Below are 25988 nucleotides of genomic sequence, written 5' to 3'. Positions count from 1 at the left end.
AAGTTTAAATCTCCTTTTATCAAACCAAAACTCCATAAACAGATAACAATATATTCCATTATAACATTTTTACTTTTTAATTTAGATTTGGTCTGTATAGGTATAATAAAGATTAAACTTCCGGAGTATACTTTCTTGATAGTTTTCTGCTAACTCTGCGATCTTCTCGGCCTGATAATCAGTTATTTAATAAGAAAGAATTTTCCTCGCAAAAATATTTTATGGTATGATGTTTAGGCTGTGTATCTACCCTATGGCACAATTCATTTACAATCATCTAAGAAAAGAGGTATTTATGCACCCCACAAATTTATCCAAGCGACATTGGTTGCTCATTCTAACACTTACTTTATTAACATTTGTTCTCGGGACAAGCGAATTTGTTATTGTCGGAATCTTAACCGATATTTCCTCGAGCCTGCATATAACAAATGCCCAAGCAGGCACACTCATTTCTGCGTTTGCGATTACATTTGCAATCGCCACACCACTAGTGATGTCAGCAACAAGTCATTTTCCAAAACGTAAATGGATGTTATTTTTGATAGGATTTTTCATCATCCTGAATGCTTTGTGCGTAATTTCGACGAGCTATATCATGCTCCTTGTACTTCGGATGATGACGGCAATTGTAACAGGAGTATTAATATCCCTAGCCATGATTGTTGCAAGTGAAACCATGCCGATTGAAAAACGCGGAATTGCTATATCATTCGTTTTCGGTGGTTTCACACTTGCAAATGTCGTTGGAGTGCCAGTTGGTACTGTCATCGCCGAATCGTACGGCTGGAATGCCACTTTCATGTTAACTACTTCCCTAGGGGTATTGGCGTTTTTGGCATCCTTTTTCGTCTTGCCTAATAAGCTCAGCCAAACACGCAGTTCGATAAGAGATCAGTTTTCATTATTGACCAAGCCACGAATTTTGATGGCTTTTTTCATTCCTGCTCTCGGATTTGGCGCAACTTATGTCGTCTTTACGTTCCTTGTTCCCATCTTGAAGGGAATGGAAGTGCCAAATCATTCAATTAGTTTAATCTTGTTTGGTTACGGATTTATCTCGATTTTCAGTAACATCCTCGCCGGTAAAATTGCCAGCCACAATGCAATCGGTCGCCTTAGGTTTGTTTTTCTCGTGCAGGCAGTCGTTTTGATAAGTTTATTTTGGACTACAAATCATTATATTTTAGGACTTGCAAACATTGGCTTAATGTCGTTAATGTCCATCCTCTTAACAACATCTACTCAGCTTTATTTAATAGATCTTGCCGGAATTTATCAACCAAAGGCAACAGGACTCGCTGCTTCGCTTATGCCAGTGGCAAGTAACGTAGGTATCGCTTTTGGTTCTGCATTAGGCGGAATAGTATATCATCAAGGGAATTTAATGAATGTCACATGGGTCGGTGGGATAGTTGCAGTCTGTGCAGGTCTTCTAACTTTCTTTAGTCATCATTTAGACCAACAACTAAAGAAATAATCATAAGAGGAAATCTAAAAGTGCACGGCATGCTTCCTATTGTATCTTCAGAAGCACAAAAATCTTACCATAACATAATTAATGAGATTAAATTATCCCTTTATAAATTATAAAAAAAGAAGTATCAAGAACATTTTTTGTTCTTTGATACTTTTTTAATACATACTGACCAAAACGTTTAACTCTAAGTTAAGCGTTTTTTATATTTTAATCTAACCTATTGTTATATGTCATTTCAATTAGAAAATTGTCTATGAAGCGGAAGATGGCGAGTCCTCGAAAATGCATTCGCATTTCCTTCGTGCGATGTTGATTCAGAGAGGTCCGTTCATAGTCCTGCGGGAAAGCGAGACAGGTGAGACCCCGCAATTCTTTTTGCCCCACAAAAAGAATTTTCTGCGACGAGTAACCGCAGGAGCAAAGGCTTCCGAGGAGGCTCAACGCTCGCCCCGGAAAGCGCCATCTGGAGCGGCATACTAAGTAAATTCTGGGAATGAAATATCATCCGAATTTTTCACTAAACACCGAATTCCTAAAGGATCCAGAACAGTTTAATTAAACAAAGCTTGGATAACTACACAAACACGCTCTGATAGAAAACATATCTTATAAGGATCTTACAAAAGGAGGTGATAAAATGGTGCAAGTTCTTGATTACCAAGCTTCTGAACCTTTAAGCAGTTTTAACCCAGAAAATGCTTTTACAATTCCACAAGCTCCATTTAAAGTTCTTTTAGCATCGATTCAAATAACAATCCCATCCACTGCAACAAGAAATAATCGCGTTGAGCTAGTTTCAACCGTGGGCGTGGCAGGAATTACCAATATTTCTCAAATTGTATTTAGAATCTTCCGTAATGGAAAAGAAATCTTTAATACTCAAGATGGAGTAGAATCAACTGGTTCAGAGCAAAACTACGTCTTTACATTCCAAGCCATTGATTCCAATTTAACAGCTGGCGCTAACTTCTATCAGCTTACCGTTGAGAATATTACACCCAACACACAAGCAAATATTGTTGGACCAGTTTCTTTTAGTGGCCTAGCTATTAAAAGTTAACGAATAGCTCTTTCTATGCATCTTGACCGTTTATGCCTAGTACAAATTTGTGGTATAAACTATCAATTTTCATCGTGTTGATTTATGGAATAAGATGCATGTCTTGTGAAAAATAAGCTGTATAGAAGTTATTAAAAATTATACTTCCTATACAGCTTATTTTATTCATTTATATTATTACTTCCCTGAACTAAAATTTATTAGATGATACAGAATAACAAATACCAAAACTTCATTTACTTATGCTAAGGTTCTCCGTAATGGGACTAAATACTGTATTATAATTAATCTTAAAAAACAACTAAGGATTCATAATCTATTTTATAATTTTTAGTCATATAATGCCCCCAAAGATAAAAGGTAGCATATACCTGCCAACCTTCCCATTTGAATAAGTTTTTCTAATATGGGACGAGAAAGGTCTGATAGATCAAGTAGGTGGGATTGTTTGGGCTAAAATAGCACTCGTCTTTTATCGATTGCCAACATCTTATTTTTATGCTCGAAAGCTTTCTGCATATTTTAATGCAAGCTGTGTTCGGGAAGTTACTTGAAATTTTCGATACAAATTTTGCAGATGCTTCTTTACTGTATTTTCACTGACATATAAATAATTGGCAATTTCTGCATTTTTAAATCCCTTACATAAATAGATTAACAGCTCTTTTTCACGTTGTGTAATTTGCAATGACTCGCCTGGCTGAACATATTGATGTAATAAATAAACATTTTCAATCATCCGCTTTACATATGAAAGCTTTTGACTATCATGCTCTGCAAATGGTATTTCCCCTTCTTTTCGCAAAAAGCCAATAGCCGCTATTGGCTTTTGCTGATTATACAGATACATACCCATTTCATCTATAAAATCATTTAATTGTAAAAAGTGCTCATAATACCGCTTTTTCTTCATCGATATTACTTCATTTCGTTGCATTAATTGAATATCGGGTTGGCTTTGCATATTCACTGGGTGTAAAGGATCATAATATTTATATTCATGTAGATAATTTTGTACCGTATATGTCTCTACATTGAAACAGACAGGCTGTTCATTTAACTCCCCTTCTGCCACTTCCCAAAATACCGTATGCTCATATTGAAAACATTCACTCAATACTTGTAACATATTGAGTTTAAATTCTTCACTTGTTTGTTGCATATTCATATTTGAAATCCTAAAGGTTGCTTCTAATAAATCCCCCACCTCTTTATGCTCATACAATACTAATTCCTCCTTTTTCTATTAAATTCATATTCTCGTTCAAAACTAATTATCCTTTTGGGTAATATCTATTTTTTTCATCTCAATTTAATATAAATTTGTAAGTCAAAACTATAATGAGGTGATCAGATGAATTTACAAGAATATGCATCATATGATGGTCTTGGATTAGCGGAGTTAGTAAAAACAAAGCAAGTGACACCACAAGAACTTACAAAATTAGCGCTACAAGGTATTGAAAAAGTTAACCCTTCGATTAATGCCGTTGTCAGCGTGTTAGAGGAAAAGGCTGACAAAACAATTTCAACATTAAATGATAATCAACCATTTGCAGGTGTCCCATTTGTAATTAAAGAACTTGTACTCCATGCGGAAGGTGTGCCACATAGTATGGGCAGTCGTGTTGCAGAAAATGCTGTAATGTCTGTCGATAGTGAATTAATGAAACGTTTTAAAAATGCTGGTTTAGTATTAAGCGGTACAACCACAACACCAGAGTTCGGCTATAATGCCGCAACGGAAGCTGTCATTTATGGTCCAACACGTAACCCATGGAATCTAGACCATAGCCCTGGTGGTTCAAGTGGCGGTGCAGCCGCTTCTGTCGCAAGTGGCATCGTCCCAATCGCTCATGGTAATGATGGAGGTGGATCCATTCGTATTCCTGCATCATGCAGTGGTATCGTCGGCTTAAAACCTTCACGCGGTCGCGTGCCAATGGGACCTTATAATAGTGAGGCATTAAATGGGCTAGCAATTGAATTTGCGCTGACAAAAACCATTCGTGATACCGCTACATTACTGGACCAAGTAGCTGGGCCAGACTTAGGATGCTACTCGATTATTCAAAGCCCAGAAATGCCTTATAGTAAAGCAATTCAGCAAAAGGTACGTCCACTGAAAATTGCCTGGACAACAGAAACAAATTCTGGTACATTGGTTGATCCGGAATGTATCGAGGCCGTTCATAAGGCAGTAAAATTATTAGAAGACTTAGGGCATGAAGTAGTCGAAGCTCGACCAGTTTACGACGAAGCACCATTTTCACGTGCAACGGTAAATATTTGGACAGCGAATATTTATAAAATGATTGTGGGGGCAGCAGAATTAACAGGTAAAACACCTTCACGCGATAATATTGAAGCAGCCATTTGGCAATGCTATGAATATGGTAAAAACTTAAAAGCTAGCTCACTTTTAGAAGCCATTAATACGAATGCACTTGTATCACGTCAAGTAGCCACATTCTTTGAAGATTATGATGTGCTTTTAAGCCCAACAATCGGCACATTACCAGCGAAAATTGGTGAGCTAAATGCGGATAATCCAAATATCTCGGCGATTGAATGGACAGAGCAAATTTTCACATACGCGCCTTTTACTAATTTATTTAACGCAACAGGTCAACCATCGTTATCATTACCGCTTGCGATGAGTGCGTCTAGCTTACCAATCGGGCTGCAATTTACAGGACGCTTCGCAGACGAGTTAACCCTACTACAGCTTGGGAAACAATTAGAAGAATCAGCTCCATGGAAAGATCGTAAACCACCCGTACATGTGGGTGCAGAAGTTACGGAAATTGCGACAACATAAAAAAAGTAGGTGCAAGATTTTTTCTTGCACCTACTTTTTGCTAGTTTATGGACATGTACGACATTCCATTAAAAGGTTGCTATAACAACATCTTAATAATTCTTGAACTATATCCTCATTTACTTATGATACGGTTCACCATAATATGTTTAAATGAGATTCTTTTATAGCTTATTTTTGAAAGCTTTTAGATAAAAATCAAATTTCTGAGCTGCATCTATTAACGATCCAGTTGCGTAATATCCTTCTTTTGTTTTATTAATACAACCAATTAACGGAGATGAAAGAAATTCCAACATTTGATTTATCTCCTCGATGGATGGGAATGGAGTAGATTTAATCTGATTTTTTAAAAGCAAATATATCTCTCTTGGTTGCATAATACCTTCTGTCAAGGGATCTTCACTTTCATCAGACAAACATTTCATAATTGCTTGAAGTAAATTCCCTTCTCTAATTATTTTATTTCTGTCCTCTTCAATTACTTTTAAATTAATTATTCCATTTTGCGAAAATAACTTTCTATAAGAGTCCGATCTAAGTGGGACTTCAACATGCATTTTAATTAAATGTTCAAGTTGGTCAAGATCTATTAAAACTACATTGTGTTTTTCTGCTCTTTGAATTAATCTTTCTCCTTGAAACTCTGGTGCAACAACAATTGAATAATTGGCATTATGCTTTTTTCTATGTTCAATTAACGTATCAAAGTTAATTTGAGACTCTGTTACTCCTCCACTATAAGTTGACTTCGCATCCACTGCTACTATATATGAAAATTTAGGTGAGGTCGGAGCTTGAAGGAGAATATCTGTTTTGCCTGCCCCGCCTAGCCATTCTGATTTAAAACCTAATAAACTAAAAGCTTGAACAAGAACTTTCTCGAATCGATTAGGATTCGAGGAATCTCTTGATGAAATTCTTATTTCACTTAATAATGCTTGTATTCCTAACTCTTTATTTTGTGTTGCTGTTTTTCTTTCAATAATTTCTCTTTTAGGAATGGAAAATAAACTTCCTAATAACTCACAAAAGTTTTCCCCACGTTTAGTTAAGCCAAATAATTGAGGAGACGTTTCTTGTATGAGGCTAGCATTTTTTAGAATATGAATCCTCTTATGTATTTCTGTCTTATTTTCACTTGGAAATCCATGAGAAACCTTTGCAATTACTGCTAATTGTTTTGCGCTCAGTTCCTCTTTTTGGAGTTCAAATAAAATTTCAAATACAAAAGAAAATTTGTGGTTAAAACAACAAGCAAAATCAAGTTCAAAATTTCCTGTAGGAAATCTTCCCCCTAATTTAGTTGTTTGAAATAAAGTCTTTGTCTTTCGTTCAATAAAGTTTAAATTAATTAAACTGGAAATAAATGCTCGAGCAGATGATTCAGATATGCCAAATGTATTTGATGAATAGTCAGCTATAGTAGAAAAGTCTGTAGGGCTGTCCATCATAATTAGATAATCTAATATTGTATTATGAATATCATGAATAGCACCAGGATAATATCCAATACTGGTCTTTCTTTGTTCGATATCATCTTCCGTTAGTTTACACAATTCTTGTGCCCAATCTGACATAGGAATTTCTTTTTCATTTAGCGTAGGATCTACAAAACTTTTTAGATTCTCAGATTTAAAATATCCTACTTTACCTAGGAAAAAACCTCCTAAATCTGTAATATAGTATTTTAGAGAAAAGTCCTCAAAACTAATAAATTGTAAATCCTTCAACCAACCTAATCTAGCATGAACTTCTGATTTTGTTTTCCAATTTAATTTATACTGTACACTTGCCACATTTTGAATTTCTGAGGAAATCTTAGGACCATTAATAAGTATCGCTAATATTTCAGTAAAAAATTTAATATTTGCTGCCAATAGAGCTTCTAAATATAAGTTATCTTCACTTTGTAACCATTTATCTGCCTCATCTGATATTTGCCATCCTGTTTTGTTTTTTTTTACAATTCCAGATGGTCTTAATCTAACATACAAATCCTCTAACGTATGACTGGCTTTACTTCCAGGAACCACAATTTTGGTATTAATTGGTTCTTGCTTTTTAATATATGTTAAAATACATTTCAAAGATTCTGGGAAACCGTTCTCCCCCCTTGGAATATTAGGCATAGCAGAAACCCTTGTCTCCCAACTTCTTGTATTAGGATAATCATTACTTTGCTCCATTAGTACTCCCCCCAAAGAAATTTAAACATTTTAATATCGTATCTACTAAAAACTCATTTACTTATGATACGGTTCACCCTGTATATTTCTAAATTCCCATTCAATTTTATTCTGATTACCTTAAAATTTTAACATTAAAATCCAAAATTCTTAAACAATACAAAAAATAGCCTCACACAATTCAAATTGTGCAAAGCTACTTTTTCCTTAGAAGCAAATTACTCGCTTAATTCTTTTTTCATCTCTTCAAGCTCTTCAATTTGTTCTTGAGTGAGTTGAATTAATTCGGCTAGTTTTGGATCAATCTCTTTTGAAGCTTGTAGTTGTTTTAATGTTTCCTTTGCATCTTCTAGCATTATTTCGATATTTTCTAATTTTAAAATGCCCATATTTCGTATGACTCCCCAAACTGTTTCATTTTTTCGCTTTCTCATTATAGCTTACTTCTCTAATTATCGCATGAAGAATAGCATATAGTAATTTTTAGTAACACTCTTGAAGTTTTCTAATAAAATAAAAGATAAAGGACGATTCAATAGTTGTTGAAAAGTACAAAGAAAGGCGCTGATCCTATTGAAAACAACACTGCCACCATTATTAGCCTATTTGATTGTTTGTATAATTGCCATCCTAGCCCCTGCATCTGATGGATATGATACGGTCAGTTGGAAACTACTTGTTGGACAAATTTATGCAATTCCCGTTTTAATTGTTGTAGCTTTCATAACCTTTTATATGAATAAAAAACGTGCAAACAAATAAGAAAAATTCAAAGGATAGCAATCGCTATCCTTATTTTATTGCTATATTTTCGCAAAGGGGTAAATCAATTGAAACCCATTGAAGAATTGGAGACGTTTCATTTTACTGACTTAGAAATGAATGATGAACAAGCAAAATCAGAAGAAAAGATGAATTTATCCGCAGAGAGTTTGAAACATTTATTTTTTTATTCGCATGATCCTATTTTACGAAGTAACTGTTCTAAACTATTATTTGACCTATATTTTGCTAAATCCGACTGGAAACAAATTGAGCTACTCGGTCTTCTTGATGAACCAAGCATTGAAAAAACCTATCGCTTAATCGCTAGAGCATGTAGCAATCACTCTTTAATAATATCCAATTTTGTTTTGCTTCGCTGAAGACGGCGATTCCTCGAAAATGCATCCGCATTTCCTTCGTGCGAGGTTAATTTAGTGAAGTGTATTCAGAGTCCTACGGGAAAAGCTTGTGTTGAAAGCCCCGCAGTAACGTTAGCGCTACTAAGTCGAAGCTAGCGTTAGCGATGCAGACTTCAACGAGGAGATTGAAGCCAAGCCCGTGCAAAGCGCCTTCTGTAGCGCAACATCCAAATCTGAATATGAAAAAGTAAATGTGTTGAAGCTACCCTTTTTAACCTGAACATTCCCAATATAAATTCCTTTTAACCTTTTGTCTAAAAATCATAAGATTTTATTACCTTTTGTAAATATATTAGGTAATCTATTTTTAGTAATATAAACAAATAGACTACCACACAAGTGGTTTTCTGAATATTCTGTCTAAATAACGAGGGGGATATTTATGAAAGCAAGCATTGTTTTTTTGAATGGTGAAGTAATTACTGTAGATGAACAAGACTCTATCCAAGAGGCTCTAGCGATTTCTGAAAATAAAATATTGGCAGTTGGTTCAAATGATGAGATGAAGAAATTTATTGGTGATTCTACTCAAGTAATTGATCTGGATGGAAAATCACTGCTCCCTGGGATTATTGATGCTCATTTACATTTGGTTATGTATGGTGCTTTTCAACTAAATATCAGTTGTAAAGAACCTGGTATGGACTCAATCGATGCGATTTTGACTGCATTAAAAGAAAGAACTGCTAATACACCTAAGGGACAATGGATTCGCGCATGGGGGTTCAATGAAAATACTGTGAAAGAAAAACGATATCCTACTCTTGCAGAACTAGATGCCATTTCTACAGATCATCCCATTAATATTACACGAACTTGCGGCCATATTGGCGTTGTCAATTCAGTTGCCTTAAATCTTGCTGGTATTGATGAAACAACTTCAAATCCACAAGGAGGCGTTATTGAAAAAGACGCTCAAGGTAAATTAACTGGACGCATAATTGAAAACGCTTATATGCAATTGAATGAACAAGCTGGTTACACAAATGAAGAGATCCATCAAGCGATTCAAATTGCCCAACAACATTTCTTAGAAGTTGGAATTACAAGTGTTCACGAAGCTGGAACATTTTCAAAAGAAAGTTTCCGTTCTCTACAACTAGCCTCCCAAAAAGGCGACTTAAAAATACGAGTCTATGCAGTAATCGCTAGTTTAGAAGACTGTACGCAGTTCACATTAAATATGATGGAATCTGGCGTAGTTACTGGAACTGGGAACGAATTCTTTAAAGTGGGGCCAGCTAAAATGTTTACAGATGGTAGTAGTACAGGCCCAACCATTGCTACTCGTGAAGGTTATACAAGCAATCCAGAAAATCATGGAATTCTCTATTACTCAGAGGAAGAAATTTATGAAGTTCTTGGCAAAGCACACGAATTAGGCTATCAAATTACCGTTCATGCACAGGGTGATCAGGCGATTGAAATGTATTTGAATGTTGTCGAACGAGCTTTAAAAGAAAATCCACGCGAAAATCATCGTCATCGTATCGAACATGCTGGTATTTCAAGCCCTGATTTACAGCAACGTATGAAAGAGTTAAAAATGATTCCAATACCAAATCCACCATTCCCATATGAATTTGGTGAAAGTTACTTAACGAACTACGGCGAACGTACGGACTATATGTACCCTGCACGTGACTTTATCGACCAAGGTATTATTGCTGCTGCTGGTTCAGACTCCCCTGTTACAACCTATAATCCGTTCATCGGGATTCATGAGGCAGTTAATCGTGTCACTGCAAATGGAACTCCTTTTGGTGACAAACAAAAAATTGACGTACTCGAGGCAATTCGTCTGTATACCTATAATGGTGCATATGCAAGCTTTGAAGAGAATATCAAGGGTAGTTTAGAATCTGGAAAATTAGCGGATGTCATTGTACTTGACCGTAGCATTTTGAAAACACCTCTTCAAGAATTGAAAGATATTCAAGTTGAATTGACCGTTCTTGATGGCGAGGTTCTATTCGAACGTTCGAAAACGAAAATTTAGTAAAGGGACATATTCCAATTACGAGAATGGAGGACTCCAATGTCAATAAAAGTCTCAAGCTGTCAATTTGAATTGCAAAAAGTAGATAACTTCTCTACTTTTAAAGATCAAGTTTTACGAGCATTTGACGATGTTCCACTTTCAAGTGATTATGTACTATTACCAGAGTTATTTACGATGTCTTTACTCACAACATTTAAGGATTACGAACAATTTACAGAAAAAGATAATGAGCAACTGGGTGTATTTTTAGAAGATTATATTCAGTTTTTTAATGAGCTTTCACAAAAGAGAAAACAAATTATTATCGCAGGTTCTACAATTGAGCCCACTGATCAAGGTTATTACAATACGACCTATATCTTTGATGGGAAAGGCAACATTTTTAAGCACCGGAAGACACATATTTTCCCTGCTGAATCTGCTTGGGACATCATTGAGGGTGATGAGTTAGAAGTATTTAACATCGGTCCTGTAAAATTTGGCGTTGCCATTTGTTATGAAATGGAAATTCCAGAAATTGCACATATCTATAGTCAAAAAGGGGCCGACATTATCTTCTGCCCTTCCTACACCTTCACTGAATACGGTTTCTGGAGAGTTCGTCATTGTGCTCATGCAAGAAGTATAGAAAACCAACTCTATGTAGTCCACTGTCCTACGATTGGTGAAATACCCGGACCGATTCATAACGGTTTTGGGACAACTGCTATTATCGGACCAGCTGACTTACCATGGACAACTAATGGCGTGATTGCAGAGGCTATGAGTACCTCAACTGCAGTCGTTACGGTTGAGCTGTCTATTGAAGATCTTTATGAAAATCGCAAAAACGGCGCTGCTACAACATATAAAGATCGTGTGCGTAGAAAAGAGATTTATACAATTAAAGCTCCAATCAATTGAAACTCTATACCATAGTTTGTTGTTGAACGAATGCTTTTACGGGTAGTTGCTCCCCCACTCATCCTTTTACTTTACTTAAGTCTTAAAGTTGGGGGCTTACTGCCAGTTCATGCGGGATAAATTAATGCCAAATTCAGAGGGGGATTTTATGAAGAACATTAAACTATTATTATTTATTCCGTTTATCGGAATGTGCCTCTTTTTGCCCTTTGCAAATAAAATAGAGCCTTATGTAGTCGGTTTACCATTTCTCCTTTTCTGGATTATTTTATGGATGATTTTATCGTCACTCCTGTTAGCAATTGTATATAAACTAGACCCTGAAAACCAAGGAGGAGATGAATAATGAATATTGCATTACTGATTATATTTGCATTTGCAGCGATTGCCCTTTTCCTTGGTATTAGAGCGACACATGGTAAGAAAATGAATGTAGAAGAATTTGCAGTTGGCAATAAGGGATTTGGTACATTATTCATTTTCCTTCTAATTGCAGGTGAAGTTTATACTACTTTTACGTTCCTCGGCGGTAGTGGATGGGCCTATTCTAATGGGGCAGCTGCTTTTTACGTACCTGCGTATATTTGTTTAGCATACGTATTATCTTACTGGATTGCGCCAAAGATTTGGACCTATGCAAAGAATAATAATATTATTTCTCAGCCAGAATATTTTGCTTCTAAATATAAAAGCCCGATTTTAGGATTAGTTGTTTCATTTTTGGGTGCCATCGCATTAATCCCATATATCGTTATACAGTTAAAGGGATTAGGCATTATTGTTTCGGAAGCGTCATATGGGGGCATTAGCTCCATTATGGCAAGTACAATCGGTGCCATTATCATTACAATCTATGTCACCATTTCAGGTATCCACGGCTCTGCATGGACAGCGGTGTTAAAAGATATCATGATTTTAGGAGTAATCATTTTTTTAGGAATTTATATTCCATTCCATTACTTTGGCGGTGTACAACCTCTTTTTGAAGCCGTCGAAAAAGTAAAACCGGAAAGCTTAACCCTTTCTACTTCAGGCTTGAGTATTTCTTGGTTTGTCTCAACAATAGTTTTAAATGCATTTGGATTCTACTTATTACCAAACTCCTTCTCAGTTGTTTTGTCAGCTAAAAGTGCCAAGTCATTAAAGAAAAATGCGATTACCCTACCTTTGTATACACTGTTACTTCTATTCGCATTTTTCATTGGATTTGCTGCCATCATAGAAATTCCAGGATTACAAGGGGCTGAAGGTGATCTATCGTTGCTTCGATTAACGATTCAAACATTTGATCCATGGATTGTAGGTGTTGTTGGAGCTGCAGGCTTGCTGACTGCATTAGTACCGGCATCTGTTATGTTAATGTCCGCCTCCATTGGATTAATGACTGGATTTTACAAACTCGTGAAGCCAAAAGCAACAGATCGCCAACAATTACTTGTTTCAAAAGTCTTCGTTTTTGCAATTATCGCTGTAGCATTCATCTTCACGATTACTGGAGGAAATGCACTGGCAATCTTAAATATTATGTCATACAGCCTAATCACACAACTCGTTCCAGCACTACTATTTAGTTTCTATAAAAATCGTATTTTAAATAAATTCGGTGCTATGGCGGGAATTTTCGCAGGTGTCTCGGTCGTCCTATATGGCGCCATAACATCTCATAAACTAATCGATTTCTTCCCGAACATCCCGCATGTGCTTAATGACATCAGTACGGGCATGATCGCTGTGATTATTAACTTTTGCGTAGCGATTATAGTAAGCTTAGCAACTAATCATCTAGTTGCGAAAGATAAGGAAAAAGTAGATACTCTTGCTGCATAAGAAGATAGACATAAAAATCGGGCGTTTATTCACAACGATGAATAAACGCCCTAATTTTGTTCTATCAGATTTCAAAGCTTCGAGACCAAAATATAATTATTTCAATATTGATAGTAGTTCGAGCATTATATTTTATTCTTGCAAATCTCTTCAACTCTGTTGGATTGATCATAGTTACATTACTTGCCTCCATTATTAGCTTATTAATAGATATTAGTCTATTATTCCACCATCTTTGCATTAACATAAACAATTTCCATTAATAAAATAGCTACCGCGAACATAATTAAATATTCAGTCTGTTTGGTGCCGATTAAGCCGCAAATTAATAGCAAAATACCGAGAATCGCCATTGTACTACCTACTAATTGTGCTAATTTGAATTTGTCTTTTACTCTTTTTTCGTTATATCCTGCTAATAGCCACGTTTGTTTTTTTACACCTACTAAATAACCCATTACTAGAAAGAATACACCTATTAATACTAAATTCATTTCCATTTAAATCAGCCTCCTAATAGTGTTTGATAATTGCAGGTACAATATAGAAAGGAATAAAAAGAGTTGACAACAGATACAATAAAATCAAATCCACTTCGAATTCTATCTTTAAAAATCCTTGATTATCAATAAATAAAATAATTACCAATAAAGCATTTAACAAAAACATACAACGTAATGACCACTTTGAAATATTGGCATTCACTCGATCATCGAATTCTATTTCTTCTTTTTGCATATTACTTCGCTTATATTTAGCAAATACAATTAAACATACTATACCTCCGAGAAGTACCCACTTTATTAAAGAATTATCAAGAAACTCCAGCACGATAATAAAGAAAAGAATGGGTATATATGTAAATAACTTAGTCATACTTCCTCCTCCATCCAAAATAATTTTTCAATTGATGTGTCTAATGCAGCAGCAATTAATAAACACACCTTAATCGTTGGGTTATATTTTTGTGCTTCGATTAAGTTCATAGTTTGTCTCGTGACACCAATAAGCTTCGCTATATCCCCTTGTGTTAAATTTCCAATTTCAATTCTTCTGACTTTAACATTGTTCTTTACTTGAATATCTTTCAATCAAAGGCCTCCTTCCATAAGACAAAAAATCGGTGTCACTTAGTTGCCGTTTCGCAATAGAATTTCTATAAATGTAAAAATTTACTATAATTTGAATTGTAACATATATTTTACTTTTGTCATATATACACGACAATTTTTCCTAAAAAAAATTGACTTGCAACAATCTACAAGTCGATTTCTCTTGAATTTACTGCGTTTTTCCTCCCTTATTATAAATACTTGAAATTTGAAATACCTTATGAAAATTGAACGTTCTTCTTATAAATATTGTCTCTGAAAGGATAAGCATTGTCACTACTAATTTAGCCTCGGTGTTTATAAAAAAGACGCGATGTTTTGTCCCTTTGGATCTGTTTATCTAATTTATCTAAAGGGATGTTTTTATAGTAATAAGAAAATCTGAACTGAAGGGCGGATTAAGAAACTGTTGAGTAGCAATAAAGTTACTCCACTAAAGGGCCATATTGTTTAGTAACCCATCTCCAGTAACATGGATGAATATGTAAGTTGGGAAAAAGTAAACTTCGAAACACTCTGCACTAGTTATACATATAATTCAAAATATACGCAAAAAATCCAACACCTATTGAAACTCTTCTAGTAATAAGAACGTATAGAAATACAGAAAGGAAGTGTCTATATGTTTTTTGGTGATATGATGTTTACATTTGCTCCGATATTTATCGGAATAATATTTATTATTGTTTTGGGTTTTATAATTTTCAGAATACTATCGAGTATTAAGCAGGGCATTAAAAATAAAAATTCTCCCCTTCTAACGGTGCCAGCAGAAATTGCCTCAAAGCGGATTCACGTTCAAGGTGACCATTCCCACACTACATATTATGTAACGTTTGAAGTACAAAGTGGAGATCGAATGGAATTAATTGTTGAGGGCAAGGAGTATGGAATGCTAGTTGAGCAAGATCTTGGTTTATTATCATTTCAAGGCACGCGTTATATTTCCTTTGAACGCCAAAAATAAGCATAAACGCTTTGCACCCGCTGTACTATTTTAGCCATTAGACGAGGAGTGCTGAATAATCGAAAAAGTAATCTGGGTTAAAAGTAAGATGAAAACGATCAGTGCAAAACAAGATGATGGCTTGGCTGTAGAGAACCAGTATTGAAAATTGTTTTTAACCCAACGAAGATGGTTGTTAAATATAAGAATACCGAAGTAATTGATGAACTAATTAGATCTAGTAATAATACGTAAGCAATTCTCAAGTTAGTTTTTCCACAATCGGGCGCATTTCTTTAGTAAGGAATGCGTCTTTCTTCATCTAAAGGGCAATTATATGGAATAATATTCTTGATGTTGGAATATACGTAAATTTGGAATATTTAAGCAATCAAAGAGCTATACAAAAGCAGTGTGTTCTGGAAATGCACTGCTTTTGAATTGAGTAGGGTACAAAGAATATAGTATCTAAGTGGGTAATTTGTTAAAATGAGTAAATAATTAAATTGTTATCTAATTTTAGGGAGAGAGCTGATTTATAGTGATTAATAACGGGAATCTACCAATTGTTTCATGGGTACTTTCTTTTCTATATATTTCAATATTCATTTTAGATAGGCTTGTATTTAATGGGAATCTATTTCAATTTGGAAGCGGCAAAAGCTTTAATCTGATGCAACAAAATGAATGGTATCGAATCTTAACAGGAGCATTTTTTCATAAAAATATTTTGCATTTATTAGCAAATGTTTTTGGTATTTACTACGTTGGACTTATTTTAGAAGATAAAATCGGCCATTTGATTTTTTTACTCATTTATTTAATTGGTAATATCGGTACTTACATAATTTATTCAATTCTTATATCTTATACTGACGGAAATGGTGCATCACCAGGAATTTATGCATTGATTACTTGTATTATTATTTTACATTTTAAGGATTCAACTTTCTTAAATCTAAACTTTAAATCCTACCCAGTTCAATTTACAATCGGGTATTTCATTATCGGCAATTTTTTTAATTTGGGTGCATTCACGGTTCATTTGATTGGTGTTGTTATCGGTGCGATTCTTACTTTCCTATTTCTAGTTGTCGGTATATTATTATAAAATTATCCTTTAAACATTTCTTATGTTAAATTACAATTTGATCTTCAACAATCGGGCGCATTTCCAGAGTAATGGATCTGTGCTTTTACATTAAAGGGCCATTAAAATAACGTTCCTCTTTTATAGGTAACGGATTTTTGGCGGGAGGCTAGAAAAATGGCAGAAAAAAAGTTTGATATTTTAATGTTATTTCAAATGATTTTTGCAATCTTAGTCATGTTGATTAGTATTTACGCTTGGGTTTCGGAAAACTATAACTTGCTACCATTGATGTTCATATTCATGAGTGCAACGTTCATTATTATTGGCTTGCGAGAATATAAAAGAACAAAAAATTTATCGTGGGGTATCTTCTATTTGTGCGTTTCGCTCTTCATTTTATTTGTTGCGGTTGAAGGCGTTATGATTAATTAAATAGACTTAATTAATCAACAGACTGCATTGGAGTTCAAGAAGAGGTGTTTTTAAAACACTAGATAACGATCTTCAACAATCGGGCGCAATTATTAAAAAGGAATTGTATCTTTTTTAGCCAAAGAGCCAAATTCTTTAATTAGTATGATTGGAATTATCTTGGGGAAAATATCACTAATTACAAATTGGGGGTACGTGAGTGAAGAAAAGTGTTTCATTTTTATTTTTATTCATTGGGTTTTTTCTTTGTATCAGTGGTGGATGGCAATCTGTTAAAGCAACACAAAAAACGAGTATAGAAAAACACTACCACGAATTAGGGTACAAATCTGTTTCAAATGCAATACAAGAAACTGAAGTCCATTATAAGACAAACTTAGTATTACCAAAAAAACTACCGCCATTAGATTTTAGCCACTCTTTTGGTAGGTTTAGCAAAGAAAACGAGTATCTTGAAATAGAATATTTAAATGAGAAGAAGCACTTAAATTATATTATTAATATATTTCCTGCGAAGTATGGTAATAAGCTACTTCCGTTTTCAGATACTAAAATAACTCTAAAAGATGGAACCCAGGCTTATTATTCAACTTCGGGAATGAATGAAAAAAGTGTTATGATCCTTATATTTGAAAAAAATAATTGGACGTATATGCTATGTATTCAGGAAAGTTTAATTGATAATCCTTTGTCTACTTTAGAAGAAGTTGCAAACTCATTTTAAATAAAAGAATACAACGATAAGTTTTTAAATTACTTATTAAACAACCAACGGATTCAACAAATCGGGCGCTACCCTTGAATAAGGGTAAGCACCCTTTTTTTCATTTAAACCAGCTAATAGAAACTGATTGTTATTCAATTATAGGGCGCTATTGTTGAGCAAACACAGGTAGAAAATGATTAAACTTTTTTATAAAAAATTATTCACTAGCCACAAACAACCCAAGCATTTTGACCAAACTTTTTTCAAAATGTTTGGGTTTCTTCTGTTGAAAAATCAATTTTTGTAGCATGCTTTTGATCAAACTTTATTACAAACCAACATTACCATCTGAAATTGAATTTCTAACTCCCTTTTTCATATAAAGTCACAACACAAGCTCCACCAAGACCTAAATTATGTTGCAATGCAAGTCTTGCACCTTCTACTTGTCGATTTCCCGCATCTCCACGCAAATGCCAAACTAACTCCGTACATTGCGCTAAGCCGGTTGCGCCAAGAGGATGGCCTTTTGACATTAAGCCTCCCGAGGGATTGATGACATATTTTCCGCCGTACGTATTGTCCCCATCTGCAATTAATTTTGATGCTTCGCCTTCACCACAAAGCCCTAATGCTTCGTAGGTGATAACCTCATTTGGTGTAAAACAGTCATGTAGTTCGATTACATCCACTTCTTCTGGACTGATTCCTGATTTTTCATAAACCTCCTTCACTGCACGTTCTGTCATACCTGCGCCAACTAAATGGAGGTTATCCTCAATGCTATCAGGCGTATCGGTTGTCATGGATTGAGCTACAATTTTCACTGTCTTTTGGATATTATGTTTTTTTGCAAAACGATCACTACAAACAATGACAGCTGCTGCGCCACATGTTGGTGGACAAGCCATAAATCTTGTGAGCCCTGGATAAACTATAGGCGCATCCATGACCTCAGCGAGTTGTAGTTCTTGTGTAAATAAAGAATAGGGATTGTTAACGGCATGCTTTCTTGATTTTAAAGCCACCTTGCCAAAGATATCCACTTCCGCATCATATTTTTTTAGATACTCTAAACCTGCAGCTCCAAATACTTTTAACGCAATCGGTCCATCTGGTAAATCAGGGTTTAATTTCTCGAAACTGTTGTTAAGCCATTGGAATGGCGATGTCCGATCTGTCCAATTATCACCTATAACACCCGGTTTCATCTCTTCAAAACCAAATGCAAGCACACAATCAGCTGCACCTGATTCTACTGCTTGGCGTGCCATGTAAAGAGCAGTTGAACCAGATGAACAGTTATTATTTACATTAATGATAGGAATTCCTGTCATCCCAACTAGGTATAGTGCTGATTGACCACAGGTGCTATCTCCGTACACATAGCTCGCATAAGCTTGGTTGACTTCTTGTAAGTCAATTCCCGCATCAGCAAGTGCTCCTCGAATTGCTTTTGATGCCATAATTTCATAGGGCTCATTTCTCCCCGGTTTTTCAAACTTAACCATGCTTACTCCAATTACATTTGCTTGACTTTCCATAAATACCCTCCTATTTTTTCGAATTATGTTTGATCATTTTACAACAAATCCACAAAAGACAGTTTCCTATTATCGTGGTGACATTCGGATGCCACCATCTAAACGAATAACCTCTCCGTTCAAATATTCATGCTCCATGATAAATGTAGCCAGCTCCGCATATTCTTGAGGTCGTCCTAGTCGTTTCGGGAACTCCACACTTTCTGATAATTTCTGAATCACCTTTTCGGATAATGTATCTGCCATTGGTGTCATAAATAATCCTGGTGCTATGGTATTCACACGAATGCCAAACTGAGATAAATCACGGGAAACTGGTAATGTCATCCCTGCTACGCCAGCTTTACTTGCACCGTATGCTGCCTGCCCCATTTGTCCATCAAAAGCAGCTACAGAAGCCGTATTCACGATTACGCCTCTTTCACCAGAATCGGTAAGTGGTACGTTATTTTTCATTTCATTAGCTGCTAATCTTAACACATTAAATGTACCAATTAAGTTTATACCAATGACTTTATTGAAATCTTCTAAAGGTAATACACCTTTTCTACCAATGGTTTTTCCTGATGTGCCAACACCTGCACAATTTACACAAACGTGAATCGCTCCAAAAGCTTCAATTACTTGGTTGATCCCATTTTGAACGGATTCATCATCAGCTACATTTACCAATGCGTACTGAACATTTTCACCAAATTGTTCGACTGCTTCCCTTGCATTCTCTTCATTTACATCAAAAATAACGACCTTTGCGCCTTTCTCTACTAATCTTGTTACAGTCGCTAACCCTAAACCTGAAGCGCCTCCCGTTACTACCGCTACCTTATCTTGTAGATTCATTTTCCAACAACTCCTCTAATTTAGATTGCTTACCCAAAACCCCTTGTTCTGCTAACCTCTGGATTGCTTCTGTATCAAAGCCTGCATCTTTTAAAATTTCTACCGAATGGGTTCCTGTTTGTACACCCGTGAAAAGGTACTCTGCTGGTCGTGTCGAAAACTTGATTGGAAATGCAATTTGTTTTTGTGTACCACCAGCTAGTTTAGGAACTGTAACAACTAAGTCCCTTGCCTCAATTTGTGGATGTTGAACTGATTCAGAGAAATGTAAAACTGGCTCGACACAACCGTCAAAATCATCTCCGAGAATCGCTAACCATTCATCAAATGTCTTTTCTTTGAAAGCAGTTGTTAGGACCTTTTTGTATGCTTGCTGATCCTGTAAACTTTCACTACTACTCAAATCAAATAACCTAGGATCTCCAATTAATTCACAAAGCCTTACCTGAAATTGTGGCTCCAAACTGCCAACCGAAAAATAGCGGTGATCTTTTGTCTCATAATAATCGTAGAATCCGCCACCATTTAACAATGACGATTCAGCTTCAGGTTCAATTCCACCAACCAAATAGCCGGATCCATACATAGCATTTAATGCAAAAACAGCATCCGTTATACTTAAATCGATAGATTGCCCTTCCCCTGTTTGTTGACGGTGATAGACGGCTGCTAATATACCAACCACCGCTGGAAGTGAGCCCCCTGCAAGATCTGCAACCTGAATCCCAGAAGGAACAGGGATTTGATTTTTTCTAAAGGAATAGCTTGTTGCACCTGCTAATGACAAAAAATTAATATCATGACCTGCTCTGTTTCGCAGCGGTCCAGTTTGACCATAACCCGTAATCGAGCAAAAGATAATTTTGGGATTAATCTGTTTCAACTTTTCATAGCCAATACCCAATCGATCCATAACACCTGGTCGAAACTGCTCAACGACAATGTCGTAATCCTGAACTAATTTATAAATGACTTCCTTTGCTTCATCATTCTTCAAATCCAATGCTAAAGATCGTTTCGAGCGGTTAAGATGTCCAAAAGCTGCCGACACATCGCCATCCATCGGGTGCAAGACTTTCGTAAGATCTTCACGATTTGGTGATTCCACTTTCAGCACATCAGCTCCCATATCTGCCAGCATCATCGTCGCAAATGGACCTGGCAATAGGGTTGAGAAATCTAAAACTTTCAAACCTGATAAAATTCCCACATTTATCCCTCCCTCGTATTGCTACTTTGCATCATGGAACTATATTTAGGACTTCCTAGCCACTGCTATTTCCCCAATACATCCTTACTAATAATTTCCTTCATAATTTCAGATGTTCCCCCATAAATACGCTGTATTCTTGCATCTGTAAAAGCTCTTGAAATTGGATATTCCTCCATATAACCGTATCCCCCAAATAACTGTAAGCATCCATCCGCAATACGACCTTGAGCTTCTGTTGCAGATAGTTTCGCAATGCTTGCATCTGCAGTAGACAGCTGGTTATTTTCCAAAAGCGCTAGACATTGATTGACATATGCTCGATTGATTTTTGCTTCGGTTGTCATTTCGGCGATTTTATGACGAATCGTTTGAAGTTTGCTAAGAGGCGCTCCAAACGCCTCTCTTTCATGCAGATATTTAACCGTGATTTCCAAAGCCCCCTCCATAGCACCACATGCACCAACAGCAAGAATCGTTCTTTCTCTTGGTAATTCATGCATCAATGTGATAAATCCACGATCTAGTTCTCCTAAAACTTGTCCCGTGGATACCAAGACATCTTCAAAAAACAATTCAGAGGTATCAGCAGAATGAAGGCCGATTTTCTTTAATTTCTTTCCTTTTGTTAGCCCTTTACTTGTAGCATCCACTATAAAAAGCGTCGTTCCTTTAGATGCAGGGACTGTTGGATTTGTTTTGGCTACAACAATGGCAAAATCGAAATGTTGACCATTCGATATAAATGTCTTCGAACCATTGATAAGATAATCACCAGTTTCTGCATTTTTGATCGCAGTTGTTTTAATCCCTTGAAGGTCACTTCCAGCACTAGGCTCAGTCATAGCAATTGCACCAACAAGTTCTCCAGATGCCATTTTAGGTAAATAATATGCCTTTTGTTCTTCCGTCCCCGAATTAAGAATGTAATGGGCTACGATATTTGAATGTACTGCTAAATTTCCTGAAATTGAATTAAATCCAAGCCGACTGAATTCGTCAATAATGCTTGCTGAAAACTGAAGAGGTGCTCCTAAACCACCATATTGCTCTGGAATATCTACACAAAGCAATCCTTCATCACCTAGCTTTCGCCACAGCTCTTTTGGAATAATTCCATCCTCTTCCCATTTACTGTAGTGATCTACAATTTCTTTTTTGGCAAACGCCTGAATTGTTTTTTTAAACAATGTGATTTCTTCTTCAATCGCTATTGAATTTTTCATCTTTAGTCCTCCTCCGGTGAATCTTTCAATCTATTTATATTGCAAATTCCTTGCCAAGTTTTTATTCTGCTAAATAAAGCTTTTTATTCACTTATGGTGTAAACTAAAATTAACGGAATATTGTAAATTGTAAATAAAATTAACGAGATATATTAACGGCTATTTTTTATGAAAATGTACTTGAAAGGATTTGATGGATGTGTTCATATCTGATCTCATGACAACGAATTTTAAATCCTGCACCAAAGAACAAACCTTAAATGAAATTCTCCCACTGTTTACACAAACTCAATCTAATATTCTTCCAGTGGTGGATAATAACCATAAATTGATAGGAATCATTACGAAGAACAAAATCTTTCAACTATTAACCACTCAACCATCTTTTGATATGACGATTGAACACTATTGTAATGATCGTCCCATTTTCCTTCGTCCAACTAATGATATAGATGAAACAAGAGCTATACTTTTGAAACATAATGTGGGCCACGCACCAGTTGTTAACGAAGATATGATTCCCATTGGAGTCATATCAACAGAGCAACTGCTTTTTTCGTATAATGTTGTCTATAGCCAACTATCCTCTATCCTTGAGATTGCCTATGATGCGATTATTCTCGTTAATCAAAAAGCAGAAATTACGATGGTTAATAAAGGGTTCACTGATTTGTTTGGATTAAATAGTAAGGATGTTTTGGGTAAATCTACTACAGATTTGTTTCCAGAATTAGAAGTTGAAAATGTCATTAAAAGCGGAATTAGCATTCACAATACTCCACAGGTTATTGAGGGACAACATTCCCTTATTTCGATCTTGCCGATCAAAGAAAATGGCGAATCAGTTAGCGCCATCTGTAAAGTAACTTACCGCGGGTTAACGCATTTACACGAAGCCTTAACAAAAGTGAAAAAACTTGAGAAACAGCTATCTGACTATAAAAATGAAATTAGTGAAATGAAAGGAACAAAGTACACATTATTTGATATTGCGGGTGAATCTGAAGCAATTCAAAAAGTAAAACACGAAGCAACATTAGCTTCTAAAAGTATGTCTACCATTTTAATTATTGGAGAAAGCGGGACTGGAAAAGAGTTATTTGCTCAGGGAATCCATACCGCTTCGAAGCAGCACGGATCCTTTGTCCAAGTCAATTGTGCTGCGATACCACCTGAATTGCTTGAATCTGAATTTTTTGGATATGCAGATGGGGCCTTTACTGGTGCTAAAAAAGGTGGTAAGAAGGGTAAATTTGAATTAGCACAAAACGGCACCATCTTTTTGGATGAAATTGGTGATATGTCTCTCACTCTTCAGACGAAAATATTACGAGTGCTACAGGAAAAAGAGTTTCAACCAATTGGCAGTTCTAAAACCATTCATCTAAATACGAAAATCATTGCTGCCACCAATCAAAATATTGAAAAACTCGTTGCAGATGGCAAGTTTCGAGAAGATCTCTATTATCGCCTTAATATTATGCGGTTAAATATTCCACCTTTAAGAGAAAGAATGGAAGATCTACCCGACATCATTCAGGCAATTATAAAACGATTGAACCAAAGTGGATTTTATATTCGAGGTGTCACACATTCTGCTTTAACAAAAATGTTGAAACATTCTTGGCCAGGAAATATACGAGAATTGCAGAATGTTATAGAAAGAGCCGCAAACCTAAAGTCTGGTGATTACATTGATGCCGATAATATTGCGGATATCAACACGCTCACGAAGGAAGTAGACATACATCCTAGGACAACCTCTACGTATAAAGATATGCTTGACACTACAGAAAAAGACCTCATTATCTTAGCTTTAAAAGAAGCTAAAGGAAATAAAACAAAAGCTAGCCAATTACTAGGCATCAGCAGACCATGGCTCTATGCAAAAATGAAGAAATATCATATAGAATAGAATTTCGTTATAACATATATAACTAAAAAGAGGTTGTCCTAGTCCAGAAAGTCATTAAACACCATTTAAAATTAGAGAGAATAGTAATTTTTCGTGGTGCTAATCCGTTGATTTCCGTTCCGGGTGGATGCTTTCCGTGGGGCGTGAGTTGAGCCTCCTCCTTCGCTACGCTTCGTGCGGGGTCTCAAGCTTCACGCTAATCCCACAGGAGTCACCACCCTTCACTCCAATCAACTTTTTATAAAGTTTAAAGTAAATTACTCTTCTTCTCTAATTGTGTAAATAGGATTTAGCAAGAGTAATTAACTTTTCACGTCCGATATTACCTCTTATTTCAAAATTAATACCTTGGTCTTGATTGTTTTTTACTACCAGCGTAATCATTTTTCCATTAATAAAAATTTGAATTGATATTTATAAATTTCCTCTTAAATCTAAGTTATATTAACAATTGTGTTTAACAGGTAGATAACATAAAAGGATGAAACGATACGCTCGCTCCATCCCTTTATGTTTTCGGTTCTTTTATGCTATGTTAATCTTTATTGTTGTTTATAAATATAAAATAAGAACTGTTAAAAATATGATGATAAAAAATGTAATAATCGTATAGCCAATATATCTAATACCTTTAGGTTGTTGTTTTAAATGCCATTTCTTATTACTAGATGGAAAACCCATTGCCTCATTATCTGATTTTAAAGGGTTGAAAATTTCATTCTCACTTGATGTTTTATTTTCCTTCATGCGAATTCCCCCTTTGTAATAACTATAGTTTATATTATACACAACAATTCCTTTAATAACATTTTATTACTTTTTATTTAAATTTCCCAATTCGTCGTCAATCTTTGCATATCCCCCTGTTATTTTGAAACTAACGCAGAAATATCTGCTTTTAATACCAATTCGCCATCGTTTTTAAATGACAATAAAAGCAAAGTAACTTCCCCATCTTCCTTTCTTTCTTGCTTTTTAATAACCTCAGTCGTGACATAAAGGACATCATCAGGAAATACTGGTTGAACAAACTTTAAATGATCAATCCCTGTCCCAGCGATGAGATTGTCACCCAATACGTTTAAATCCGTCCAAAGCTTAAAGGAAACGCTAATCGTATGTAGCCCTGAAGCAATAAGTCCTCTAAATCTACTTTGTTTTGCCTTTTCCTCATCAATATGCATATATTGTGGATCAAACTGTAAGGCAAAGGAAATAATTTCATCCTTTTTCATCTTATAAGATTCTGTCTCAAACTTTTGTCCAATGATTATCTCATTAAATTTCAATTTCATCACCTCAATCCATATCTTGCAATTACCATGCCAAATAATTTACTCTTATGGCTTATTTAAGAATACAAAAACAGATTGTAAAGCTTCCTTAACGACTGCTGTTTAGAATACTTTACAGATTGTAAATAGTTTATTACACAGCTTTTTTACCATAAAATTAAAATAGCGATACTAATTTACATTTATAAGAAAGTATTTGATAA

At 35.5% G+C, this 25988-nt stretch carries 26 protein-coding genes; 14 read left to right on the top strand and 12 right to left on the bottom strand.

Going from position 1 to position 25988, the window contains the following annotated elements; genetic code table 11:
* Nucleotides 1-295 precede the first annotated feature (295 nt).
* Nucleotides 296-1480, top strand: coding sequence for an MFS transporter (locus Q8X41_RS20260; RefSeq protein ID WP_397538058.1), 1185 nt, complete (start codon nucleotides 296-298; stop codon nucleotides 1478-1480).
* A gap of 637 nt (nucleotides 1481-2117) precedes the next feature.
* A complete protein-coding gene (locus Q8X41_RS20255) occupies nucleotides 2118-2540 on the top strand; it encodes an exosporium protein C (protein ID WP_397538057.1) in 423 nt (140 codons plus the stop codon).
* Nucleotides 2541-3036: 496 nt separating this feature from the next.
* Here the strand turns inward: Q8X41_RS20255 and Q8X41_RS20250 are convergent, their stop codons facing one another.
* Nucleotides 3037-3765: a response regulator transcription factor gene (locus Q8X41_RS20250; protein ID WP_397538056.1), complete on the bottom strand. Its 729-nt coding sequence runs from the start codon at nucleotides 3763-3765 to the stop codon at nucleotides 3037-3039.
* Between the two features lie 129 nt (nucleotides 3766-3894).
* On the opposite strand from Q8X41_RS20250, the gene Q8X41_RS20245 reads away from it, so the two are divergent.
* A complete protein-coding gene (locus tag Q8X41_RS20245) occupies nucleotides 3895-5361 on the top strand; it encodes an amidase (protein WP_397538055.1) in 1467 nt (488 codons plus the stop codon).
* 164 nt (nucleotides 5362-5525) lie between these two features.
* On the opposite strand, the gene Q8X41_RS20240 is transcribed toward Q8X41_RS20245, so the two are convergent.
* Together Q8X41_RS20240 and Q8X41_RS20235 are read right to left on the bottom strand one after the other, a co-directional pair.
* Nucleotides 5526-7550 (bottom strand): restriction endonuclease, encoded by a 2025-nt coding sequence (locus tag Q8X41_RS20240; protein ID WP_397538054.1) that lies wholly within the window; start codon nucleotides 7548-7550, stop codon nucleotides 5526-5528.
* A 218-nt stretch (nucleotides 7551-7768) separates the two neighbouring features.
* The gene (locus Q8X41_RS20235; protein ID WP_397538053.1) at nucleotides 7769-7984 is read right to left on the bottom strand and encodes a hypothetical protein; all 216 of its coding nucleotides are present in this window, start codon (nucleotides 7982-7984) and stop codon (nucleotides 7769-7771) included.
* 139 nt (nucleotides 7985-8123) lie between these two features.
* Here Q8X41_RS20235 and Q8X41_RS20230 point away from each other — a divergent pair, with 139 nt between their 5' ends.
* The 6 genes from Q8X41_RS20230 to Q8X41_RS20205 all read left to right on the top strand — a co-directional run bounded on the left by Q8X41_RS20230 (nucleotide 8124) and on the right by Q8X41_RS20205 (nucleotide 13466).
* The gene (locus Q8X41_RS20230; protein WP_397538052.1) at nucleotides 8124-8312 is read left to right on the top strand and encodes a DUF4017 family protein; all 189 of its coding nucleotides are present in this window, start codon (nucleotides 8124-8126) and stop codon (nucleotides 8310-8312) included.
* Between the two features lie 68 nt (nucleotides 8313-8380).
* A complete protein-coding gene (locus Q8X41_RS20225) occupies nucleotides 8381-8695 on the top strand; it encodes a hypothetical protein (RefSeq protein ID WP_397538051.1) in 315 nt (104 codons plus the stop codon).
* A gap of 421 nt (nucleotides 8696-9116) precedes the next feature.
* Entirely contained in the window at nucleotides 9117-10733 is a 1617-nt protein-coding gene (locus Q8X41_RS20220) for an amidohydrolase (RefSeq protein WP_397538050.1), read from the top strand.
* A gap of 39 nt (nucleotides 10734-10772) precedes the next feature.
* Entirely contained in the window at nucleotides 10773-11639 is an 867-nt protein-coding gene (locus Q8X41_RS20215) for a nitrilase-related carbon-nitrogen hydrolase (protein WP_397538049.1), read from the top strand.
* A 148-nt stretch (nucleotides 11640-11787) separates the two neighbouring features.
* Nucleotides 11788-11985 (top strand): DUF3311 domain-containing protein, encoded by a 198-nt coding sequence (locus tag Q8X41_RS20210; protein ID WP_397538048.1) that lies wholly within the window; start codon nucleotides 11788-11790, stop codon nucleotides 11983-11985.
* The gene (locus Q8X41_RS20205; protein ID WP_397538047.1) at nucleotides 11985-13466 is read left to right on the top strand and encodes a sodium:solute symporter; all 1482 of its coding nucleotides are present in this window, start codon (nucleotides 11985-11987) and stop codon (nucleotides 13464-13466) included. Before Q8X41_RS20210 ends, Q8X41_RS20205 begins: the two co-directional genes overlap by 1 nt.
* Nucleotides 13467-13687: 221 nt before the next feature.
* Here Q8X41_RS20205 and Q8X41_RS20200 read toward each other — a convergent pair whose 3' ends face one another.
* The 3 genes from Q8X41_RS20200 to Q8X41_RS20190 are packed head-to-tail and all read right to left on the bottom strand — an operon-like array spanning nucleotide 13688 to nucleotide 14557.
* Nucleotides 13688-13966 carry a DUF3784 domain-containing protein gene (locus Q8X41_RS20200; RefSeq protein ID WP_397538046.1) on the bottom strand — a complete coding sequence of 93 codons (279 nt, stop codon included), beginning with the start codon at nucleotides 13964-13966 and terminating at the stop codon, nucleotides 13688-13690.
* A gap of 13 nt (nucleotides 13967-13979) precedes the next feature.
* Nucleotides 13980-14342 carry a hypothetical protein gene (locus Q8X41_RS20195; protein WP_397538045.1) on the bottom strand — a complete coding sequence of 121 codons (363 nt, stop codon included), beginning with the start codon at nucleotides 14340-14342 and terminating at the stop codon, nucleotides 13980-13982.
* On the bottom strand, nucleotides 14339-14557 hold the full coding sequence (locus Q8X41_RS20190) for a helix-turn-helix transcriptional regulator (RefSeq protein WP_397538044.1): 219 nt from the start codon (nucleotides 14555-14557) through the stop codon (nucleotides 14339-14341). Before Q8X41_RS20190 ends, Q8X41_RS20195 begins: the two co-directional genes overlap by 4 nt.
* Before the next feature lie 643 nt (nucleotides 14558-15200).
* Between Q8X41_RS20190 and Q8X41_RS20185 the strand changes: the two genes are divergently transcribed.
* From Q8X41_RS20185 to Q8X41_RS20170, 4 genes are all read left to right on the top strand, one after another.
* Complete coding sequence (locus tag Q8X41_RS20185; protein WP_397538043.1) at nucleotides 15201-15545, top strand: DUF2500 domain-containing protein; 345 nt, start codon at nucleotides 15201-15203, stop codon at nucleotides 15543-15545.
* 520 nt (nucleotides 15546-16065) lie between these two features.
* A complete protein-coding gene (locus tag Q8X41_RS20180; protein ID WP_397538042.1) occupies nucleotides 16066-16635 on the top strand; it encodes a rhomboid family intramembrane serine protease in 570 nt (189 codons plus the stop codon).
* Between the two features lie 156 nt (nucleotides 16636-16791).
* On the top strand, nucleotides 16792-17049 hold the full coding sequence (locus Q8X41_RS20175) for a DUF3953 domain-containing protein (RefSeq protein WP_397538041.1): 258 nt from the start codon (nucleotides 16792-16794) through the stop codon (nucleotides 17047-17049).
* A gap of 199 nt (nucleotides 17050-17248) precedes the next feature.
* Nucleotides 17249-17773 carry a hypothetical protein gene (locus tag Q8X41_RS20170; protein ID WP_397538040.1) on the top strand — a complete coding sequence of 175 codons (525 nt, stop codon included), beginning with the start codon at nucleotides 17249-17251 and terminating at the stop codon, nucleotides 17771-17773.
* Nucleotides 17774-18117: 344 nt separating this feature from the next.
* On the opposite strand, the gene Q8X41_RS20165 is transcribed toward Q8X41_RS20170, so the two are convergent.
* The 4 genes from Q8X41_RS20165 to Q8X41_RS20150 all read right to left on the bottom strand — a co-directional run bounded on the left by Q8X41_RS20165 (nucleotide 18118) and on the right by Q8X41_RS20150 (nucleotide 22575).
* Nucleotides 18118-19299, bottom strand: a complete 1182-nt coding sequence (locus tag Q8X41_RS20165; protein WP_397538039.1) for a lipid-transfer protein — start codon at nucleotides 19297-19299, stop codon at nucleotides 18118-18120.
* Nucleotides 19300-19368: 69 nt separating this feature from the next.
* The gene (locus tag Q8X41_RS20160; protein WP_397538038.1) at nucleotides 19369-20139 is read right to left on the bottom strand and encodes an SDR family NAD(P)-dependent oxidoreductase; all 771 of its coding nucleotides are present in this window, start codon (nucleotides 20137-20139) and stop codon (nucleotides 19369-19371) included.
* Complete coding sequence (locus Q8X41_RS20155; RefSeq protein ID WP_397538037.1) at nucleotides 20123-21349, bottom strand: CaiB/BaiF CoA transferase family protein; 1227 nt, start codon at nucleotides 21347-21349, stop codon at nucleotides 20123-20125. Before Q8X41_RS20155 ends, Q8X41_RS20160 begins: the two co-directional genes overlap by 17 nt.
* Before the next feature lie 65 nt (nucleotides 21350-21414).
* Nucleotides 21415-22575 (bottom strand): acyl-CoA dehydrogenase family protein, encoded by a 1161-nt coding sequence (locus tag Q8X41_RS20150; protein WP_397538036.1) that lies wholly within the window; start codon nucleotides 22573-22575, stop codon nucleotides 21415-21417.
* A 199-nt stretch (nucleotides 22576-22774) separates the two neighbouring features.
* Between Q8X41_RS20150 and Q8X41_RS20145 the strand changes: the two genes are divergently transcribed.
* Nucleotides 22775-24490, top strand: coding sequence for a sigma 54-interacting transcriptional regulator (locus Q8X41_RS20145; RefSeq protein WP_397538035.1), 1716 nt, complete (start codon nucleotides 22775-22777; stop codon nucleotides 24488-24490).
* Nucleotides 24491-25042: 552 nt separating this feature from the next.
* Here Q8X41_RS20145 and Q8X41_RS20140 read toward each other — a convergent pair.
* Both Q8X41_RS20140 and Q8X41_RS20135 read right to left on the bottom strand, forming a co-directional pair.
* Nucleotides 25043-25237 carry a hypothetical protein gene (locus Q8X41_RS20140; protein ID WP_397538034.1) on the bottom strand — a complete coding sequence of 65 codons (195 nt, stop codon included), beginning with the start codon at nucleotides 25235-25237 and terminating at the stop codon, nucleotides 25043-25045.
* 119 nt (nucleotides 25238-25356) lie between these two features.
* On the bottom strand, nucleotides 25357-25785 hold the full coding sequence (locus Q8X41_RS20135) for a MaoC/PaaZ C-terminal domain-containing protein (RefSeq protein ID WP_397538033.1): 429 nt from the start codon (nucleotides 25783-25785) through the stop codon (nucleotides 25357-25359).
* Nucleotides 25786-25988: the final 203 nt, after the last annotated feature.

The organism is Rummeliibacillus pycnus (genome assembly GCF_044359855.1).
GTDB lineage: Bacteria > Bacillota > Bacilli > Bacillales_A > Planococcaceae > Rummeliibacillus > Rummeliibacillus pycnus_A.
Note: the sequence above shows the minus strand (reverse complement) of the source record. Positions and strands in the feature narration are given on the sequence as shown.

Excerpts from the sequence above, each read along its gene's own strand:
- Q8X41_RS20215 (WP_397538049.1), top strand. The coding sequence starts at position 10,773 with ATGTCAATAAAAGTCTCAAGCTGTCAATTTGAATTGCAAAAAGTAGAT.
- Q8X41_RS20205 (WP_397538047.1), top strand. The coding sequence starts at position 11,985 with ATGAATATTGCATTACTGATTATATTTGCATTTGCAGCGATTGCCCTT.
- Q8X41_RS20220 (WP_397538050.1), top strand. The coding sequence starts at position 9,117 with ATGAAAGCAAGCATTGTTTTTTTGAATGGTGAAGTAATTACTGTAGAT.
- Q8X41_RS20195 (WP_397538045.1), bottom strand. The coding sequence starts at position 14,342 with ATGACTAAGTTATTTACATATATACCCATTCTTTTCTTTATTATCGTG.
- Q8X41_RS20140 (WP_397538034.1), bottom strand. The coding sequence starts at position 25,237 with ATGAAGGAAAATAAAACATCAAGTGAGAATGAAATTTTCAACCCTTTA.
- Q8X41_RS20235 (WP_397538053.1), bottom strand. The coding sequence starts at position 7,984 with ATGAGAAAGCGAAAAAATGAAACAGTTTGGGGAGTCATACGAAATATG.
- Q8X41_RS20175 (WP_397538041.1), top strand. The coding sequence starts at position 16,792 with ATGGCAGAAAAAAAGTTTGATATTTTAATGTTATTTCAAATGATTTTT.
- Q8X41_RS20245 (WP_397538055.1), top strand. The coding sequence starts at position 3,895 with ATGAATTTACAAGAATATGCATCATATGATGGTCTTGGATTAGCGGAG.
- Q8X41_RS20160 (WP_397538038.1), bottom strand. The coding sequence starts at position 20,139 with ATGAATCTACAAGATAAGGTAGCGGTAGTAACGGGAGGCGCTTCAGGT.
- Q8X41_RS20150 (WP_397538036.1), bottom strand. The coding sequence starts at position 22,575 with ATGAAAAATTCAATAGCGATTGAAGAAGAAATCACATTGTTTAAAAAA.
- Q8X41_RS20260 (WP_397538058.1), top strand. The coding sequence starts at position 296 with ATGCACCCCACAAATTTATCCAAGCGACATTGGTTGCTCATTCTAACA.
- Q8X41_RS20135 (WP_397538033.1), bottom strand. The coding sequence starts at position 25,785 with ATGAAATTGAAATTTAATGAGATAATCATTGGACAAAAGTTTGAGACA.
- Q8X41_RS20255 (WP_397538057.1), top strand. The coding sequence starts at position 2,118 with ATGGTGCAAGTTCTTGATTACCAAGCTTCTGAACCTTTAAGCAGTTTT.
- Q8X41_RS20240 (WP_397538054.1), bottom strand. The coding sequence starts at position 7,550 with ATGGAGCAAAGTAATGATTATCCTAATACAAGAAGTTGGGAGACAAGG.
- Q8X41_RS20200 (WP_397538046.1), bottom strand. The coding sequence starts at position 13,966 with ATGGAAATGAATTTAGTATTAATAGGTGTATTCTTTCTAGTAATGGGT.
- Q8X41_RS20165 (WP_397538039.1), bottom strand. The coding sequence starts at position 19,299 with ATGGAAAGTCAAGCAAATGTAATTGGAGTAAGCATGGTTAAGTTTGAA.
- Q8X41_RS20210 (WP_397538048.1), top strand. The coding sequence starts at position 11,788 with ATGAAGAACATTAAACTATTATTATTTATTCCGTTTATCGGAATGTGC.
- Q8X41_RS20185 (WP_397538043.1), top strand. The coding sequence starts at position 15,201 with ATGTTTTTTGGTGATATGATGTTTACATTTGCTCCGATATTTATCGGA.